At 73.2% G+C, this 16,874-nt stretch carries 10 protein-coding genes; 6 read left to right on the top strand and 4 right to left on the bottom strand.

Annotation, left to right across the window (positions count from 1 at the left end; genetic code table 11):
- Positions 1-7 precede the first annotated feature (7 nt).
- Positions 8-1,582: a succinic semialdehyde dehydrogenase gene (locus ACFC06_RS06135; RefSeq protein WP_375928383.1), complete on the bottom strand. Its 1,575-nt coding sequence runs from the start codon at positions 1,580-1,582 to the stop codon at positions 8-10.
- Positions 1,583-1,727: 145 nt separating this feature from the next.
- Between ACFC06_RS06135 and ACFC06_RS06140 the strand changes: the two genes are divergently transcribed.
- From ACFC06_RS06140 to ACFC06_RS06155, 4 genes are all read left to right on the top strand, one after another.
- Complete coding sequence (locus ACFC06_RS06140; protein WP_375928385.1) at positions 1,728-2,408, top strand: TetR/AcrR family transcriptional regulator; 681 nt, start codon at positions 1,728-1,730, stop codon at positions 2,406-2,408.
- Between the two features lie 74 nt (positions 2,409-2,482).
- Positions 2,483-3,184, top strand: coding sequence for a response regulator (locus tag ACFC06_RS06145; protein WP_375928387.1), 702 nt, complete (start codon positions 2,483-2,485; stop codon positions 3,182-3,184).
- Positions 3,181-4,200: an ATP-binding protein gene (locus tag ACFC06_RS06150; RefSeq protein ID WP_375928388.1), complete on the top strand. Its 1,020-nt coding sequence runs from the start codon at positions 3,181-3,183 to the stop codon at positions 4,198-4,200. The genes ACFC06_RS06145 and ACFC06_RS06150 overlap by 4 nt, the downstream gene beginning before the upstream one ends.
- Positions 4,201-4,880: 680 nt before the next feature.
- Positions 4,881-6,776 (top strand): DUF4153 domain-containing protein, encoded by a 1,896-nt coding sequence (locus ACFC06_RS06155; protein WP_375928390.1) that lies wholly within the window; start codon positions 4,881-4,883, stop codon positions 6,774-6,776.
- On the opposite strand, the gene ACFC06_RS06160 is transcribed toward ACFC06_RS06155, so the two are convergent.
- Genes ACFC06_RS06160 through recC form a run of 3 tightly spaced genes read right to left on the bottom strand, consistent with a single transcriptional unit; the run spans position 6,777 to position 15,480 of the window.
- The gene (locus ACFC06_RS06160) at positions 6,777-8,765 is read right to left on the bottom strand and encodes an AAA family ATPase (RefSeq protein ID WP_375928392.1); all 1,989 of its coding nucleotides are present in this window, start codon (positions 8,763-8,765) and stop codon (positions 6,777-6,779) included.
- Entirely contained in the window at positions 8,762-12,130 is a 3,369-nt protein-coding gene (locus ACFC06_RS06165) for a UvrD-helicase domain-containing protein (protein ID WP_375928394.1), read from the bottom strand. Before ACFC06_RS06165 ends, ACFC06_RS06160 begins: the two co-directional genes overlap by 4 nt.
- Entirely contained in the window at positions 12,127-15,480 is a 3,354-nt protein-coding gene (recC, locus tag ACFC06_RS06170; RefSeq protein WP_375928396.1) for an exodeoxyribonuclease V subunit gamma, read from the bottom strand. The genes ACFC06_RS06165 and recC overlap by 4 nt, the downstream gene beginning before the upstream one ends.
- Positions 15,481-15,667: 187 nt before the next feature.
- Here recC and ACFC06_RS06175 point away from each other — a divergent pair, with 187 nt between their 5' ends.
- Both ACFC06_RS06175 and ACFC06_RS06180 read left to right on the top strand, forming a co-directional pair.
- Positions 15,668-15,874 (top strand): hypothetical protein, encoded by a 207-nt coding sequence (locus tag ACFC06_RS06175; RefSeq protein ID WP_375928398.1) that lies wholly within the window; start codon positions 15,668-15,670, stop codon positions 15,872-15,874.
- A gap of 253 nt (positions 15,875-16,127) precedes the next feature.
- Complete coding sequence (locus ACFC06_RS06180; protein WP_375935228.1) at positions 16,128-16,844, top strand: tat pathway signal sequence; 717 nt, start codon at positions 16,128-16,130, stop codon at positions 16,842-16,844.
- Positions 16,845-16,874: the final 30 nt, after the last annotated feature.

Raw genomic sequence — 16,874 nt, forward strand, 5'->3', positions numbered from 1 at the left:
CTCGCTGCTACTTCTGGCGCAGCGTCTTCATGACGCCGAAGACCAGCGTCATCGTCTTGGCCCACATCTGCTCGGACATGCCGGGCAGCGGCGCGATCGGCAGCACCCGCTGCACCGCGACGGTCTGGGTGTCGATGTACTTGAGCAGGCCCTCGGGACCGTGGCGACGGCCCTGACCCGAGATGCCGAGACCACCGGACGGTGCGTCGACGCTGCCCCACGCGGCGATGAAGCCCTCGTTGACATTGACCGAGCCCGCGTTGATCTGCGCGGCGACGCGCTTGCCGCGCTCGATGTCCTTGCTCCACACGCTGGCGTTGAGGCCGTAGGCGGTGTCGTTGGCGGCCTCGACGGCGGCCTCGTCGGAGTCGACCTTGTAGATCGAGACGACCGGACCGAAGGTCTCCTCGCGGTACACGGTCATCCCGGGCTCGACGCCGGTCAGGACGGTCGGCTCGTAGAAGTACGGGCCCAGGTCGGGGCGGGCGCGGCCGCCGGCGAGCACCTTGGCGCCCTTGGCGACGGCGTCGTCGACGTGGGCGGAGACGGTGTCGAGCTGACGCTGGAAGGTCAGCGAGCCCATGTCGCGGCTGTAGTCGAGCTCGCCGCCCAGCGACATGTTCTTGACGTTGCCGACGAATTCGGCGACGAACTGGTCGTAGACCGAGGCGTCGACGTAGATGCGCTCCATCGACTCGCACAGCTGACCGGCCGAGGCGAAGCTGGCGCGCACGGCCAGCTTGGCCGCCTTGGACACGTCGGCGTCGGAGAGCACCAGCAGCGGGTTCTTGCCGCCGAGCTCGAGCGAGTAGCCGATCAGGCGCTCGCCCGCCTGCTGGGCGATGGTGCGGCCGGTGGCCGAGGAGCCGGTGTAGTCGACGTAGTCGGCGCGGGCGATCACCTCGCCGCCGATCTCACGGCCGCGGCCGAGGACCGCCTGCCACAGCCCGCGCGGCAGGCCCGCCCGCTCGGCGGCGTCGATGGCCCACAGCGCCGAGAGCGCGGTCTGGTTGTCCGGGCGGGCCACGACGGCGTTGCCCGCGATGAGGGCGGGCAGGGCGTCGGAGGCCGACAGCGCCAGCGGGTAGTTCCACGGCGAGATGACCGCGACGACACCCTTGGGCCGGTGGTGCACCTCGACCGAGGTGAGCACCGGCAGCACGCCGCGCGGCTTGCGGTCGGCCAGCAGCTTGGGCGCGACGGCGGCGTAGTAGCGCGAGTTCAGCGCGACGTCGCCGACCTCGTCGAAGGCGTGCGGGCGGGACTTGCCGGTCTCGGTCTGCACGATGTCGAGGATGGTGTCCTGCTCGGCGAGCACGATGTCGTGGAAGCGGCGCACGATCTCCACGCGCTCCTTGACCGGCACCTTGGCCCAGTCGCGCTGCGCGTGCCTGGCCACGGCGAAGGCGCGGTCGATGTCGGCGATCGAGGACTGCGGCAGGTCGCCGATCTTGTGTCCGGTGGCCGGCGCGAAGACCGCCACCGAGGGCGCGCCACCGGCGACACCGCGATCGAACAGGGGCTTGACCAGACTGGTCGGCAAGGCGGTGGGTTCGGCGGTCAGCTCGGGGGCTGTCGTCATTGTCGGCCCTTCTCCTCAACAGATGGGTCGCGCGGAGCAGTCGCGCTCGTTCGGCTATTTGCTGAACACTAGTGTTAGATTAATAGCCGGGGTCGGTCCCGTGTCAAGCTTTCCGTCGAGGTTCGACGGCTGTGAGGGAGGTGCGATGACCGCAGATCCGACCGCTGCGCGTCGTGGGCGGCCACCGCAGACCGAGGAGCAGGCCGAGGAGGTCCGCGCCCGGATCATCTCGGCGACCGCTGATGTGTTCACCCGCAACGGTTCGCGCGGACTCAGCGTCGCCCAGATCATCGAGCAGGCGGGCCTGGCCCGGCCGACCTTCTACCGCTATTTCGGCAATGCCTCCGAGCCGCTGCGCGCGGTGCTCGACGCCTCCAACGACGGCCTGGTCGGCGGGATCAGGGCGGCGCTGACCGGCACCGACGAACCGGTGCAGCTGGGTATCCGGCTCATCGACGCCTACGTCGACTGGGCGCGCGGGCACGGGCCGATGCTGCGGCCGCTGTTCGCCGAGCTGCACGATCCGGGCTCGCCGGTCTCGGCCTATCGCGAACGCGCCCTCGACGACATCCGCGATCTGGTGCGCAAGACCTTCGGCGAGCTCGGCCGCCCCGCGCCCAGCCCCCTGGACCTGGACGCGGCCCTGCACGTGTGCGAGTACATCGTCTACCGGCTCACCGTGGGCACCGAACCCGGCAGCGATCCCGATCCCGCGCTGGCCTCGGAGGCCAGGGTCACCATGATCCGGCTGCTGCTGGTCACCCTGGGCACCCGCGACGACCTCGCCTACGCGATGGAACTGCCCGGGCTGTTCCCGAACCTCTGACAGCGGCTCGGTCCACACAGAATCTCCACAACTGCGGACAGCCCTCTCCACACCCGCTCGCTAGGGTCTCAGCCATGGAACTCAGTGGGGGCACGACAGGACAGGCGGTGCGCCGGGTCCTGGTCGTGGACGACGAGGTGACGATCGCCGAGTCGGTGGCGGCGCGGCTACGCGCCGAGGGCTTCGCCGTCGATCTGGCGCACGACGGACCGGGTGCGGTGGCCGCGGCCGCCGCGGGAGAACCCGATCTGGTCGTGCTGGATGTGATGCTGCCCGGTTTCGACGGGCTCGAGGTGTGCCGCCGGATCCAGGCCGAACGGCCGGTGCCGGTGCTCATGCTCACCGCGCGCACCGACGAGACCGATCAGCTCGTCGGCCTCGGCGTCGGCGCCGACGACTACCTGACCAAACCGTTCTCGATGCGGGTGCTGGCCGCCCGGGTGCACGCGCTGCTGCGCCGGGTGGAGCGGGCCGCCGAGCGCGGCGACACCAGCATCGTCGTCGGTGACCTGCGCATCGACCTGGATCAGCGCCGGGTCTGGCGGGGTGAGGCCGAGGCGCGGCTCACGCCGCTGGAGTTCGATCTGCTGGCCCGGTTGGCCCAGCGGCCGCGGGCGGTACTGGCGCGCGAGCGGCTGCTCGAGGACATCTGGGACTGGTCCGACGCGGCGGGCACCCGCGCGGTCGACAGTCACGTGAAGGCGTTGCGCCGCAAGCTCGGCGCCGATCTCATCCGCACCGTGCACGGTGTCGGCTACGCGCTGGACGCGCGATGACCGCGCTGCTGGACCTGGTCGCCGAGCGGCTGCCGCGCCCGCTGGACCGGTTGCGGTCGATCAAGCTCAAACTCGCGGTGCTGATGGTGAGTTCGGGGGCGCTCGCCTTCGCCTACTTCTGGGTCCGGATCGGCTGGCTGCCCACCTTCACCACGCTCACCGCCGTGATCATCGCGCTGGTCACCTCGCAGTTCCTGGCCCACGGCATCACCCGCCCGCTGCGCGAGATGACCGCGGCCGCGCGGCGGATGGCCCACGGCGACTACAGCTTCCGGGTGCGCGCGACCTCGCGCGACGAGGTGGGTCAGCTGGCGACCGCGTTCAACCAGATGGCCGCCGACCTGGCCGCCGCCGACCGGCAGCGCCGCGACCTCATCGCCAATGTGTCGCACGAGCTGCGCACGCCGGTGACCGCGTTGCACGCCGTGCTGGAGAACCTGGTCGACGGGGTGAGCGAGCCCGATCCGGCGACTCTGCGGACCGCGCTGGCCCAGACCGAACGGCTCGGACTGCTGGTCTCGGAACTGCTCGACCTGTCCAGTATCGAGGCGGGCGCGTTCACCCTCGACCGCGAAACCCTGCCGCTGGCACCGCTGCTGGCCGAGGTGATCGCCGAGGCCGAGGTGATGACGGCGGCGCTGGGTCGCGGGGTGCGCTTCACCACCTCGATCCGGCCCGCGGCGACCACCGTGTACGCCGACCGGGCCCGGCTGCACCAGGTGCTGTTCAACCTGCTCGACAACGCGGCCCGGCACGGCCCGTCCGGCGGCGAGGTGCGCGTGTCGGCCACCGCACAGGCCGGGGCGACCGTGCTCGAGATCCAGGACGACGGGCCCGGCATCCCGGAATCCGACCGCGCCACCGTCTTCGACCGTTTCACCCGCGGTGGCCGCACCGACGGCGGCGGCACCGGCCTCGGCCTGGCCATCGCCCGCTGGGTGGTCGACCTGCACGGCGGCACCATCGCCGTCGCCGACCCCGGCTCCCGCATCCGCGTCGTCCTGCCCACCACCTGACCTTTTCCCGATCACGCTCCCTGACCACCCGGTCCAGGGACGATCCAGCACATCCACCGGAGGGGACCATGAGCACCACACCCGACCACACCGACCGACAACCGTCCGATCCCGTACCCCCTGCCGCCGCGCCGACATCGGCTGACGCGGCCACCTCTGCCGTATCGGCGACTTCGGGCAATACCGCGTCCACGGCCGACCCGACACATCCGGGCGACAGCGCACCTGCGGCCGACCCGACACCACTGGGCGACAGCGCACCTCCGGCCGACCCGACACCGCTGGGCGACAGCGCACCTCCGGCCGACCCGACACCACTGGGCGATAGTGCGACTCCCGCTGGCCCGACACCGCCGGAGGACAGTGCGGCTCCCGCCGGCCCGACACCACCGGAGGCCAGTGCGGCTCCCGCCGGCCCGACACCACCGGAGGCCAGTGCGGCTGCGGCCGATCCGACGCGGACGGACGGCGCCACGACACCGGGCGGACCGACGCCGCCATCCGGCACCGCGACTCCAGCCGTGCCGACATCGCCCAGCGGCACTGCGACTCCAGGCAGCCCGACAGCGCCCAGCGGCACCGCGACTCCAGGCGGCCCGACATCGCCCAGCGGCACTGCGACTTCAGGCGGCCCGACAGCGCCGGAGGGCGGCTCGGCGCAGGCTGCGGGCGCGGGTTCGGTGGGGACGGCCACCGCGGTGCTCGACGACCCGGACTCCTCCACCGCGGGCTGGTCGACGGCGGCGGCGGTGCGGACCAGTGGGGTGGCCCAATTGCGGGCGGCACAATGGCAATCGAGCACGTCCATGCCGCCGATGCCGCCTCCACCGCCGCCGATACCGCGGGTTCCGGCACGGTGGCAGCGGGTGGCGCGGCCCGCGGGTGTCCTCCCCGCCGCCGCCGTCGCCGGGATCGTCGGCGCCTCCGTCCTCCCGATGGACCGCCCCGGCATCGGCTGGCTCGTCACCGGCGCCGCCGTCACCGCGGCCCTGTGCGCGGTCGACTACCGGGCCAGGAGCCGCCCCGCGACCGACAGCGCGCCGGCGACGCCCACCCCGCCGGACCCGAAACCCACCGCACCCCAGCCGACCGGCGTGTCGGTCACCCCGACCGGCACATCAGCCGCGACGAAGCCCGACCGCGCGGCCGCCGACACCACGGACACCTCGCCCCCGGCGAAAGCCGTCGACGCCTCCGCTGGTCCGGTCCCGGACAAGGATTCGGCCGTCGACGGCGATCCCGCCGGTGGCACCGGCCCCGACGAGAAGCGACCGGCGACCGATCCGGCACTCCCCCTGACGGCGGCGGCGCCCGGCACGCCCGGGTCGCTGACGGGCGGGCCGGTGGGTGGGGCGGTTCGGCCCGGGTGGCGGGATCGGGTGTGGTGGGCCGCGGCGGCGTTGGTGTTGCTGGGGGTCGGGGCGGTGCGGGCCGCCGGGTGGTTGTTCGTGTTGTGCGTGTTGGGGGCGGCGGTGGCCGGGTCGCTGGCCGTGTTGGGGCGGCGGAGTGCGCGGGGAACGGTGTACGACATGCTCGCGGTGCCGTTGGCCGTGTTCGGGGCCGTGCCGTGGGCGTTCTCCGGGGTCCGTGCGGCGCAGGCCAGGCCGGCGAAGGCCGGCTGGCAGCGCTACGGGGTGTCGGTGGCGGCGACGGCGGCGTTGCTCGTGGTGTTCGTGCCGCTGCTCGGTGGGGCCGACGCGACCTTCGCGGGGCTGTTGAGCGGGCTGGTGCCCGAGGTGGACGGCGCGTCGGCGTGGCAGTGGATCCTGCTGTTCGGGGCGGTCGGCGCGGGGGCGCTGGGTGCGCTGTATCTGCTGGCGGGTCCGCCCGAGGCGGCCACGGCGGCGGCGCGGCCGCGGCGGTTGTGGTCGCGCGGGGAGTGGGTGCTGCCGGTGGGTGCGCTGACGGTGTTGTTCGGTGCGTTCGTCGGCGCGCAGTTCGTGGCGCTGTTCGGCGGTGACGACTATGTGCAGCGGACCGCCGGGCTCACCTATGCCCAGTACGCGCGCAGCGGTTTCTGGCAGCTGTCGGCGGTGAGCATCCTGACCCTGGGCGTGATCTTCGCCGTGCTGCACTGGTCGGCCCAGGAGTCCGCGGCCGATCGGCGCTGGCTGCGCGTGCTGCTGAGCGCGTTGAGCGTGCTGACCCTGGTCATCGTGGGGTCGGCGCTGGGCCGGATGTGGACCTATCAGCAGGCCTACGGGTTCACCGTGCTGCGGCTGCTGGTGCAGTTGTGCGAGCTGTGGGTGGGTCTGGTCTATGTGCTCGTGCTGGTGGCGATCGCGCGGCTGCGCTGGAGCTGGGTCTCGCGCGCGGCGGTGGGGACCGCGCTCGGCACGCTCATCGCGCTGGCCGTGGTGAACCCGGAAGGGTTCGTCGCCGACCGCAATATCGCCCGCTGGCAGGACGGCGAACGGCTCGACACGGTCTACCTGCGTCAGCTCTCCCCCGATGTGCTGCCCGCGCTGCGTGAGCTTCCCGACCCGCTGCGCACCGACATCGAGACCCCGATCCTGGCCGATCTGGACAGCGAGCCGTGGTGGGCGTGGAACTTCTCGCGCAGTACGGCGCGCTGATCAGCCGCCGGTGCTCCGGGACAGGCCACTGGCCCGGAGCACCCGGCGCCCGATCGCGGCGCGAATGGATTCCTCGGTGCCGATGATGCGCACGTGGCCGCGCGCCCTGGTGATGGCGGTGTAGAGCAGTTCCCTGGTGAGCAGGGTGGATTCGGATTCGGGCAGCACCACCGAGACGGTGTCGTACTGGCTGCCCTGGCTGCGGTGGATGGTCATCGCGAAGACGGTGACCACCGCCGGGAACTGGGTGGGGTGCACCAGGTACGGTTCGCTGCCGCGCTGGAGGGCGGCGCGCAGCGAACCGTCGGGACGACGGATGATCACGCCGGTGTCACCGTTGTAGATGCGGGCCTCGTGATCGTTGGCGGTGACCAGCAGCGGCTGTCCTGGATACCAGACCGCCTGCGCCCCTTCGGGTCCCGCGCCCCCGGCGGCGGCCCAGTCGGCGGCCAGCCGGTCCCAGCGTTCCACGCCGAACGGGCCCTGCCGGTGCGCGCAGAGCAGCCGGTGCGATTCCAGTGCGGTGAGCGCGCCCACCGCGTCGCCCGCTTCCGCCGCCGCGGTGACAGCGAGGGCCGCCCCGGTGACGTCGACGCGCACCGCCGCGGTGTCGTCGGGGGCACAGAACGACACGTCGTCGCCGCCCGCGCGCAGAATGGCCAGCGCCGCGTCCGCGTCACCCGCGCGCACCGCGACCGCCAGGTCGGCGATCGCTCCACCGAAGCGCCGTCCCCTGGTCAGCCGCACGATCCCGCCCCGCAACCGGCGCTGTTCGAGCGCGCTCAGCGACTCCGGATCACCGTGTGGCCCAGCGGTATCCACCACCGCACCACCTCGCTCCACGGCATCGACCGGCCTGTCACCGGACGCGGAGCCGCCCGCGGACGATCGCCCGTCGCCGGACCCGGTCACCCCCGGCCCGAGCAGTTCGGCCAGCGCCGGATTCGGCGTGCTGCCGACCGGCCCGGCGACCAGGTCGGCCAGCACCGCGCCCGCGTCGACGGAGGCGAGCTGGTCGGGGTCGCCGACCAGGACCAGCCGGGTGTCGGGGCGCAGCGCGGAGAACAGGTGACTCATCATGGTCAGCGACACCATCGAGGTCTCGTCGACCACCACCACGTCGTAGGGCAGCCGATTGTGTTCGTGGTGGCGGAATCTCGTGGTGCGGCCGCGCTGCCAGCCGAGCAGCCGGTGCAGGGTCGACGCGGTGAGCTCGGGCAGGCCCAGCTCCGCGGCCTGTTCACGGACCGCCTCCTGCAAGCGTGCCGCCGCCTTGCCGGTGGGCGCGGCCAGCGCGACGCGCAGCGCGGGCAGTTTCGGCGTGGCGCGCCGGTGCGCGGTGAGCAGGGCGAGAATGCGCGCGATGGTGTGGGTCTTGCCGGTGCCCGGCCCTCCGGCGACCACGGTGGTCCAGTGGGTGGCGGCCAGGGCCGCGGCCAACCGCTGCCGGTCGGGACCAACACCGAGCGGGTCGGCGAAGAGCCGGTCGAGTTCGGCGCGGACGAGGGCGGTGTCGATCACCGGATGGTCGGCGCCGCGTTCGACCAGCACCCGCCGCAGGGTCTGTTCCTGCTGGTAGTACCGGTCGAGATAGAGCAGCGCGCCACCCTCGGCGTCGGCTTCCACCAGCCGCAGCGGACGCAGCGGCCCGGCCTGTCCGCCGGTCAGCAGCGGACTCCCGCGCAGGGCGGTCAACACCCGGTCCTCGTCGGGCCAGGGCAGCGTGGCCAGGTCGATTCCCGGTGCGGTGTCGCGGGTTTCGTCGGCGTCGACGCCGATCTCCCGCATCCGCGCCAGCTCCAGACACACCGACCCGGACCGCACCGCGCGCACCGCCAGCGCCGCCGCGAACAGCACGTCCTCGCTGTCCTCGCGGCCCATCCGCCCCAGCCGCACGGCGACGTGGACATCCGCCGCGGACAGGATGCCGGCCTCGTTGAACACCCGCAGCAGCCCGGTTCCGCGCTGCGCCACCTGGATCGAGGTCATCGGCCCTCCCCGCCCGCCAGCAGATCCGACAGCGCCACCACCAGGGACGCGGGCGGATACCAGTCGAAGACACCGTGTCCCGGCGGGGTCGCCGCGCCGATCATGCCGCGCACGAACAGGTAGCGTGCCCCGCCGAGGTGGCGGGCCGGGTCGTAGCCGGGCAGCCGCCAGCGCAGGTAGCGGTGCAGCGCCACGGCGTAGAGCAGCGCCTGCAGCGGGTACTGGGAGCGGATCATCTCGGCCAGCATGTGCTCGCGGCGGTAGTGCTCGACGGTGAGATCGCCGGTGCCGAGGCGGTTGGTCTTGTAGTCGACGATCAGGTAGCGGTGTTCGCCCGCGTCGTCGGGCACGCGCAGGACGGCGTCGATGCTGCCGGTGAGATAGCCGCGCAGCACCGTGTCGGGCAGGGCGGCGAGGTGCTCGGCGTAGCCGTGCAGGTCGTCGCCTTCGGGCAGGTGGGCGCGCAGCAGGGCCGCGATCGCGTGCATCGTGGCCGCGCCCGCGCCGGGGGTGTCGCCGCCGCCGAGCGGGAGCTCGAATTCCAGTTCGCACAGGCGGTCACGGGTGGCGACGGCGGCCAGCGAGCCGAAATCGGCCGGGGTGCGCAGGACTTCGAGCAGGGCGGCGGCCAGCACATCGACATCGAGTTCGGCCATCGTGTGCTCGACGGCCGCCACACACTGCGCGTGGACCTCGGCGGCGAGGTCCGGGGCGGAGGTGTCGACCAGTTCGAGCACGCCGTGCACCAGGGTGCCGAATTCGGCGCCGTAGGGCAGCGCGTTCATCAGCGACGGCGCGGCGGTGCTGTCGGTGAGCGTGTCCAGGGGCGCGTCGGTGGGTTCGTCGTCGGGGCCGGGACCGTCCTCCGGTTCACTCGCGCCCACGCCGGCCAGGTCGTGCGCGCCCGCGGTGAGCGCGGAGTAGGAGGTGCGGCGCCACTGCTGGTCGAGGGTGCGGGTGAAGGTGGCGGCGGCCAGTTCCCCGGTCGGCAGTTCGGTGCGGACCCGGCGCGGTGCCACATCCTCGGGCCGGTCGACGGCGGTGACCGAGATGACCTCGCCCGCCGGGGCCGCCCACTCGGTGAGGCGCTCGATCGCGGCGGTGTCGGCGGGGATGTCGGCGCGGCGCGGTACCTGCGCCGATCCGGGGCGCCTGCCCAGGATCATCCGGTGCAGCGGGGCGGCCGCGGTGGTGACCGCCGGTGCCCACCAGGCCACGACCTGGCACATGGCCCGGGTCAGCGCGACATACAGCAGCCGCAGTTCCTCCCCGGATTCCTCGGCCTCGCAGCGCAATTGACGCTCACCGTAGCCGGGTGCCTCCTTGCCGCCGATGTCGAGGACGCGGGTGCCGTTGTCGTCGTGGAACAGCAGCGTCGCCGGATACGGGTTCTTGGCGCTGTCCCACGCGAACGGCAGGTAGACGATCGGGAACTCGAGTCCCTTGCTGGCGTGCACGGTGGCGATCTGGACCGCCGCGGCATCGCGATCGAGCCTGCGGCTGCGTCCGCTGACACTGCCCGCCTCCGGGTCGCGGACGCGGTCGGCCAGCCAGCGGGTGAGCGCGGTGAGCCCGAGCCCTTCGGCGACGGCCACCTCGTCGAGCAGTTGGGCGAGGTGGCGCAGGTCGGTGAGCTCGCGCTCGCCGTTGAGCACGGCCAGCAGCCGGGGCGCGAGATCGGTGTCGGTGGCCAGTTTGTCGAACACGGCCGCGAATCCGGCACGCGCGAACAGCCGGGCGGCCTCGCGCAGCTGGGTGGACACCCGACCGACCAGATCCGCGCCCCCGGCATCGATCTCGGCGGCGGTACATCCGAGGATCGGTGTGCACGCGGCCAGCCGGACCCGGTCGCCGCGATGCGGCTGTTCCAGCGCGCGCAGCACCCACAGCCAGTCGGTGGCGGCCGCGGTGGCGAACACGCTGGTGCCACCGGCGAGCACCGAGGCCACGCCGACGCGGTCGAGCGCGGCGCGCACCACGTCGATCTGGGTCCGGGTGCGCACCAGCACGGCGATGTCACCGGGACCGATCGGCCTGCGCACCCGGCCGTCGCCGACCTCGGTGAGCGGATGATCCACGCCGCGTTCGGGTTTGGCCTCGATCATGGCGCCCGATTCGAGCAATGAAACCAGGTCGGCGGCCAGATCGTCGGCCACCTTCGCCCGCTGCCTGCCGACCGAGGGGAACCCCGACCGGTTGCGCGGGCCCGCGCCGGTGCGCGGCAGCACCCGCAGGCGCAGCGGGGTGATGACCTCGGCCTCGCCGTGCAGGCGGGTGGCGGGCCGGGTGGGGGTCACCGGGTAGACGCTGATCTCCGGGTGGCCGAGTTCGGCGCCGCCGCACAGGTGGTCGAGCGCGCGCAGCAGGCCCGCGTCGCTGCGCCAGTTGCGGGTGAGTTCGCTGCGATGCCCGGCCAGGGCGACGGCATCGAGGTAGCTGAGCACCTCCGCGCCGCGGAAGGCGTAGATGGCCTGTTTCGGGTCGCCGACCAGGACCAGCGTGGCGTGTTCGTGGAAGGCCAGCCGCAGGATGTCCCATTGCAGCGGATCGGTGTCCTGGAACTCGTCGACGAGAGCGACCCGGTACCGCTGCCGGATGCGGGCCCTGGCCCGTGGCCCGTGCTCGGGATCGGCGAGCACCTCGTGCAGCAGCACCAGCAGATCGTCGAAATCGCGCAGGCCCGCCCGGCGTTTGCGGCGTTCGGTCTCCGCGCGCACGGCCGTGGCGAAGGCGACCCGCTCCCCCGCCGCGCCGTCGGTGCGCGGAGCCAGCTCGGCGTGCCGGTCGTGCACCGCGGCCAGCGCCAGGGTGCGGGCCTCGCGCAGCGTGAAGGGTGCGCGGTCGCGGGCGTAGCGGGCCAGGTACAGGTCGTCGGCGACGGTGGCGACGAGTTCGTCGACCGATTCCACCAGGCGCGCGCCGGGATCGTGTTCGCCCGCCAGGCCGAGTTCGTCGAGCATCCGCTGACAGAACGAGTGTGTGGTGGCGATGGTGCCCGCGTCGAAATCGGCCAGGGCGGTGAGCAATCGGTGCCTGCGCAGGCGCAGGGTGGCCGGGTCGGTGGCGGCCAGGGCGCGGACGAGGTCGTCGGGGTGGGCACGGGCGCTGTCCGGGTCGGCCAGCGCGGCGGCCACGGTGACGAACCGCTCCCTGGTGCGTTCGCGCAGCTCCTGGGTGGCGGCGCGGCTGAAGGTCACCAGCAGCAGTTCGGTGATCGCGATCCCGGTCTCGGCGACGTAGCGCACGGCCAGCCCGACGATGGCGTGTGTCTTGCCGGTGCCCGCGCTGGCCTCGAGCACGGTGGTGCCCTCGGGCAGCGGGCCGGTGGCGTCGAAAGCGGCCGGGGCGGACAGGGTTCCGGTCATGGCTGCCCCAGGGTCTCGGCGGTCAGCAGCGGCGCCCACCAGCGGCGGGCCAGCGCGCCGAACCGGGTGCTCTCCGGCTCGCCGGGCCGCGCGGCGTCGGCGGCGAAGCGGTCGAAGCGGGGTGCGCGGCCCCAGACGTAGCGCAGGTAGCGGTCGGTGTGGTCGCCGAATTTGTCGGGGCCGTTGGGGCCGCCGTCGAAGGCGTGTTCGGCGGCGAGCAGGGCGTCGGCGATGCTGTCACCGCGCACCCGCCGTTCGGCGTAGGCGGCGGTGGCGGCCGGGGACACCGGCAGCGGTTCGCACAGTCCCTCCTCGCGCAACCGCACCAGATCGCGCAGGATCGCCAGCGCCGCAAGCGGTTCCGGAGCGACGAGCACCGACCGGGTGACCGGCCTGCTGCGGAACTGCCCGCGCCCGGTGCTGATCGCCCGCCAGGACCGGTCCTCGGTGGCGGCCAGGGCCAGCAGCGAGACCCAGGCGGCCAGCCGGTGTTTCGGGGCGAGCCGGGAGAAGGTGGTGCGCACCAGGGTCTCGCCGCGCACCTCGGGGACGGTGCCGGACAGGGTGCGGCCGTTGCCGAGGTCCACGGCGATGTCGACCGCGCGCGGGGCGGCCTCGTAGTCGGGCAGCGCGGTGCGGACCAGAGTGTCGACCGTGCCCTCCACCTCGTCGAGCACCTTCGCGCCGAAAGCGAAGGGCGGCAGGGTGCCGCGGCGCCATTCGGCCGCGCGCAGGGCCGCCGGGTCGGCGCCGGTGAGGCGGGCGGTGAGCATGCGTTCGCCCAGATCCCACTTGGCCAGGCCGTCGAGTTCGATCGGCAGCTGGTCGGCGATGTCCTCGGATTCCTCCGGGACGCGCAGGCCCAGCCGCTGCCACAGGAACGCGCGGATCGGGTGCTCGGCGAAGGCGATCAGTTCGGTGAGCGCCACGTCGGCGGGCGGCAGCGGCGGCAGGGGTTCGGTGAGCAGCGGGGGTCGCGGCCGCGGGGGCCGGGCGGCGGCGCGGGCACCGGCCAGGGCGACGGTGTCGAAGCTGCGCGGATGCTCCGGTGCGAAGTTGCGCCGGTCGAAGGATTGCAGCGGGTGCCGGATATGGACGGCGGACATGGCGTCCGGGCCCACATGGGCGGCGAGCACGTCGAGGAGTTCGGCGACCGGGACCGCGGGCGGGCGCGGCGCACCGGTGACGGGGTCGGCGCCGGTGTGCAGCACCAGCAGTCGCTCGCCGACGGCCAGCACGGCGTCGAGCAGCAGCTGACGGTCCTCGCTGCGGGCGTCGCGTTCGCCGAGCAGCGGGTCGCGGGCGAGCAGGTCGTCCCCGTCGACGGTGCCGGGGCGCGGGAAGACGTCGTCGTCGAGGCCGAGCAGCACCACCACGCGGTGCGGGACCGAGCGCATCGGGACCAGCGTGCACACGGTGAGTTCGCCGGTGCGGAAGTTGGCGCGCCCGGGTCCGCCCGCCAGGCGACCGGTGAGCAGGACCGCCACGTCGGCCAGCCGCAGCGGTGTGGCGCCCGCGTGTTCGGTGGCGGCGACGATCTCGCGGCGGGCCTCGGTGCGGATCCAGGACTGCGCGTCGGGCACATCGGTGAGCAGTTCGACCGCGCGCAGCAGCACCGCGGTCCACTCGGTGGCGGGCCGGGGTCCGCGCAGATCGCGCAGGCACACCGCGAGCCGGTCGACGAATTCGGCGAAGCGCCCGGCCAGGTCGACGTCGTTGGAGTCGACATCGTCGAGCGGCAGCGCCAGATCCAGCCAGTCGTCGCCGGATTCGTCGGCGGTGACGCCGAGCAGGATGCGGTCCACCGCGGCGTTGAGGGTGTTCTGCGCGAAGTCGGCCAGGCCGAACGCCTCGCGCTGACGCTGGCCCACGCCCCAGCGCGCGCCCGACTCGGCGGCCCATTCGCGCAGGCGCTCGATGTCGTCGTCGTCGAAACCGCAGCGGCGGCGCACGGTTTCGCTCGCCGCCAGGTCCAGCACCTGCGTCACAGTGACGCGGCCGTCGGCGAGGTCGAGCAGCTCGAGCACCACGGCCAGCATCGGGTTCGTCACCGCGCGGCCGCGATCGGCCAGCCGCACCCGCAACTGGTGCGCGGGATGCTCGCCTTCGCCCGGCACGTCCACGGCCCCGGCGCCACGCTGGCCGAACGCGGCCCGCACCAGCGGCGCGAACGCCTCGACATCCGGGCACATGATCAGCACATCGCGCGGCTCCAGCGCCGGATCGGCCGCGAAGGCCGCCAGCAGCAGGTCGCGCAGCACCTCCACCTGCCGGGCCGGTCCGTGACAGGCGTGCACCTCGACACTGCCGTCGGCCCCGGCACCGGGCACCGGTGCCCGGTCCTGCCGGAGCGCGGTCTGCACGGCGCCGAGCAGGCCCGGGGCCGAGTCGGCACCCGGCAGGTGAACATCGCTGTCCAGCACCGGATGCAAGCGCCGCTGGAGTTCCCGCACGTCCCTGGCCAGTCCCGCGAGCAGGGGGTGGGCGACGGCGTCGGCGGAATCGTCCAGCGCGCGGGGCGGCGCCACGGCGCAGGGCAGCTCGGACGGGGCATCCGGACGGGCGGACGCGGACAGTGCCGTCCACAGGGCGGGGCTGGGATGGGCCAGCCACAGGTGGACCTCGCGGTGTTCGGCCAGCGCGGTCAACACCGCGAGCTGGTCGGCGGGCAGGCGGGTCAGGCCGAAGACCGACAGGCGGTCGGGCAGGTCGACCGCGCCGGGTTCGGCGCGCAGCCGGGCGCAGGCGTCGGCGAGCCGTTCGGCGGGACCCGGCGCCCCGACCGCGGTGCGCAGGGCCCGCCACAGCAGCGGCTGCCAGGACAGGTCGACGGGGACCGGGTTGCCCGCGCCGTCGGTGTCACGACCGGCCGCCCAGTCCAGCAGCAGCGACGGCCGTTGCGCGGCATAGGAGTCGAACAGGGTGGCCAGGTGCGCGGCGGTGGCATAGCGACGGCCGATCCGGTAGCCGGCACCGGGCAGGCCGAGATGACGGGCCAGTACCGCCGCCCACGGCTGCTCGACGACCTCGTCCAGGACCCCGAGCAGCGTCCACACCAGCCGCTGGCCTGCCCACGGATCGTCCTCCGACGCCACCCCGCTCGCCGCCGCGAGCACTTCGGCCACCAGCGCGGCCGGGGCGGGGAAGGCGATATTGGCGGCGATGCCGTCACCGGTGCCGGCCACACCGAGCACGCCGGACAGCCGCTGCGCGAGCCAGCGCTCCACGCCTTTGGCCGGGACCGCGACCACCTCGGGAGTGAACGGGTCGGCGGGCGCGTGGGCCAGCACCTGCCCCAGTCCGTCGGCCAGCGCGTCGGCGCGTTCGGCGCGATGGAGGTGCAGCGGCATCCGTTGTTTATACGCCCAGCGACCGACGCGCAATCGTGCGGGCCCGGGCCACCACCGCAAGGGGTCAGTGAAATACGCCACACCGCAACGCGTTCGCGTCGTGCCTGCGCGGCGGCGCCGGACGGGCGTGGGATCGTGGCGGTTCGGGTGGGACAGTTCGGCCGCGGGCGAAAGGCTGGTTCGGTTCATGATCGCGCAGGTAATCCCCTTGGTACCCCGCGCCGGGTTCGTCGTCCGGCGGGCAGGCGACCGCTGGGAACTGATCAACTCCCGCAGCTTCGGGGCCGATCAGGTGCTGCATTCCTGGCCGTTGAACCGGCACAGCGAGGCCTTCGAACACTGCCACCGGCTCAACGGCTGCACCATCGCCACCCCGCACGCCGCGCATCACTGAGCCACCCGCGCGCGACGCAACGGGACTGTCACACATCGGATTTCGCCGCGGGTAGTGCTTTCGGGCGCCGGGTGTGCCAGGGTGGTCTCTCGTGCGTGACCGTTCCCCCGCCACCCGCGTCGTCTCCCGGGTCGCAGCAACCGCCTGTCTCCTCGCCGCCGCGGCGGTCCTGACCCCGGGCGTGCCCGTGCTGGTCGCCCCGGCCCAGGCCGCGCCACCCGCGCTGACCCAGGTGTCGGGCTTCGACGCCGACATGAGCGCGCGCATCGCCCGCGTCGACGCCTACCTGGCGGGTCGTCCCGGCGTGGTCGGCTACGTGCTGCGCGACCGGCGCACCGGCGGCCTCTACGCCAACGAGCACGCCGAGAACCAGGTGTGGACCGCGTCCACCATCAAGCTGGCCATCGCCGCCGACCTGCTCAACCGGGCCCGGGTCGGCGCCATCGGCCTGTCCCCCGAGGACCGCACCAACCTGGAATCGATGCTGGCCACCTCCAACGACCAGGCCGCCGACATCCTCTGGAACAAGTACATCGGCTTCGACCGGATGGCCTACAACAACGCCTTCCGCTCCTATGGCATGGTCTCGCTGATCCCGCAGCCCACCAATTCGGCGCTGTTCCCGGACTGGTCGTTCCAGAAGTGCACCGCCGCCGACCTGGACCGGCTGATGAACACCATCCTCGACACCATGCACCCCGACGACCTGGCCTACCTGCTGGACCGGATGCGCTCGGTGGACTCCAACCAGCACTGGGGCGTGTGGGGCGCGGGTTCGCGGATGCGGCCGGGCCTGAAGAACGGCTGGTCGGCCGAGGCCGACGGCTGGGTGGTCAACTCCGTGGGCGTCGCCGGCGACGGCGAACGCTACACCCTGGCCATCATGAACTCGCTCGGCTCCGAGGGAGGGTACACCGAGGGCGCCGAGACCGACACCAAGGTGGCCGAACTCCTGCTTGCCGGTCGCTGATCGGGCCGGTCCCGTATTGTCGATCTTGCG

It is taken from the genome of Nocardia sp. NPDC056064 (assembly GCF_042266925.1).
GTDB lineage: Bacteria > Actinomycetota > Actinomycetes > Mycobacteriales > Mycobacteriaceae > Nocardia.